This is a genomic window from Actinosynnema sp., assembly GCF_052038725.1.
Genome location: NZ_JBQGCX010001190.1, coordinates 1 through 2,482, shown reverse-complemented (window position 1 = coordinate 2,482; position 2,482 = coordinate 1). Strand labels below are relative to the sequence as shown.

Here is a 2,482-nt window from a genome sequence, read left to right as displayed (position 1 = left end):
GGTTTCCAGGGCAGTGAGCGGACCAGCTCCCCGAGCGCTGACCGGCCCGGTTCCCAGGGCGTTGACCAGGCAGGTCCCCTGAGCGTTGACCGGGCTGGCGCGGGGGAGCCCGGCAGGCGTGCCGCCGGGAGCGCCGCCCGTCCCGATCGCCGGAGCGCGGAGCGGCCCGGCGCGGGGAACCCCGGCCGGTCGGCAGGCCGCCCCTCTCCCCGCGGCGCGGAGCGGCCCGGCGCGTGGGGCGCCGAGCGGGTGGACGCGGACGAGCCGGTGGCCGACCGCGTCGTGGTGATCACCGGGGCCAGCTCCGGGCTCGGCGCTGCGGCGGCGCGGCGCTTCCACGCGCTCGGCGCGCGCGTGGTCCCCGTCGGCCGCTCGCCCGAGCGCACCGCCGCCCTCGCCGCCGAGCTGGGCGTCACCGGGCACGTGGTCGACTTCAGCAGCCTCGCCACCGTCCGCGCCCTCGCCGACGACCTGCTCGCGAAGCTGTCCCGGATCGACGTCCTCGCCGCCAACGCGGGCGGCATCCCCGACCGCACCGGGCCCACCGTCGACCGCGTCGACCCGGTGCTCCAGGTCAACGCGCTCGGGCCGTGGCTGCTCAACGCCCTGCTGCTGCCCGCGCTGTCGGGCGGCCGGATCGTCGCCACCTCCTCGCGGGCGCACCGGGGCGCCTCGCTCGCGGTGTCCGAGGTGGACGGGCTGCCGGTCGGCGCGCGCCCGCTCGGCGCGTACGCCGACTACGGCCGCGCCAAGCTGGTGTCCGGCATCCTGCTGCGCGAGCTGGGCCGCCGGAACCCCGGACTGCCCGTCGCCGACTTCCACCCCGGCGTCATGGCCACCGGCTTCGCCCGCCACCTCGGCGCGCCCGGCGCGCTGTTCACGCTCCTGGCCAGGCCGCTGCTCGTGCGCCCGGAGACCGCGGCCGACCAGCTCGTGCGCATCGCGGCCCGAGCCCGCGCCACCGGTTACCACGTCGGCGACCGCCCGGCCCCCGGCTCGCCGCAGCTCGACGACCCGGTGCTCGGCGCGCTGGTCTGGGACATGGCGGTGCGGGCCACCGGCCACCGCTGACGCCCGGCCCGGCGGCTGCCCGGCGGTCGCGCACGATCGCCGGGCCGTTTCCGCTCATCGCCTGGCCGGGTGTCACTGGAAGTGATGATCTTTCGCCTTCTCCGGCCGTCGTGGGCCGCACCCCGTCCTACGCTGCGCAACCGTGTTCCAGCCTCCCGACACCTCAGCGCCGCAGCCCCTCGCCCCCACCGGTGGCGGCGGGGCGAGAGCCCGGCGCTGGTCGTTCGAGACGCGGCAGGTCCACGCGGGCGCGGCGCCCGACCCGGCCACCGGGGCCCGCGCCACCCCGATCTACCAGACCACCTCGTTCACGTTCGCCGACTCCGCGCACGCCGCCGACGTCTGCGCCCTGCGCGACCTGGACTCGCACGCGTACAGCCGCATCGGCAACCCCACGACCGCCGTCGCCGAGGCGCGGCTGGCCGACCTGGAGGGCGGGGTCGCGGCCGTCGTCCTCGCCAGCGGCCAGGCCGCGATCACCCTGGCGCTGCTCAACCTCGCCCGCACCGGCGACCACGTCGTCGCCTCCGCCGCCCTCTACGGCGGCACGCGGGTGCTGCTCGCCCACACGTTCACCGAGCTGGGCATCGGCGTCGACTTCGTGGCCGACCCCGACGACCCGGCCGCGTGGCGGGCGGCCGTGCGGCCCAACACCAGGGCGTTCTTCGCCGAGGTCGTCGGCAACCCGCTCGGCAACGTGCTGGACCTGCGCGCGGTCGCGGACGTCGCGCACGCGGCGGGCGTGCCGCTGGTGGTGGACAACACCGTGCCGACGCCGTACCTGTGCAGGCCGCTGGAGCACGGGGCCGACGTGGTGGTGCACTCGACCACGAAGTTCCTGGCCGGGCACGGCAGCAGCGTCGGCGGCGCGGTCGTGGACGGCGGGCGGTTCGACTACGCCGCCGACCCCGACCGGTGGCCGCAGTTCACCGAGCCCGACCCCGGCTACCGGGGCGTGGTGTTCGCGGCGGACTTCGGCGAGCTGGCGTTCGCGCTGCGGCTGCGGGCCAGGCTGGCGCGCGACCTGGGGCCCGCCGCGTCGCCGTTCAACAGCTTCCTGCTGCTCCAGGGCATCGAGACGCTGTCGCTGCGGGTGGAGCGGCACGTGGCCAACGCGGGGGTCGTGGCGCGCTGGCTGGCCGGGCGGCCGGAGGTCGCGCGGGTGCACTACGCGGGGCTGCCCGACGACCCGTGGCACGCCGCCGGACGCCGCTACCTGCCGCTCGGGGTGGGCGCGGTGGTGGCGTTCGAGCTGGTGGGCGGGTTGGAGGCGGGGCGGCGGCTGGTGGACCGGGTGCGGTTGTTCAGCCACCTGGCGAACATCGGGGACGTGCGCAGCCTGATCATCCACCCGGCGTCGACCACGCATGCGCAGCTCGAACCCGCCGAGCAGGTCGCGGCGGGGGTGACG

At 77.2% G+C, this 2,482-nt stretch carries 2 protein-coding genes; both read left to right on the top strand.

Annotated features, from left to right (window positions below):
* Positions 1–1,071: SDR family NAD(P)-dependent oxidoreductase (locus ACTUAL_RS24935; RefSeq protein WP_440901957.1), on the top strand; the 1,071-nt coding region annotated here is incomplete at its 5' end.
* 142 nt (positions 1,072–1,213) lie between these two features.
* On the top strand, positions 1,214–2,482 hold a 1,269-nt coding region (locus ACTUAL_RS24930), incomplete at its 3' end, for an O-acetylhomoserine aminocarboxypropyltransferase/cysteine synthase family protein (protein ID WP_440901956.1).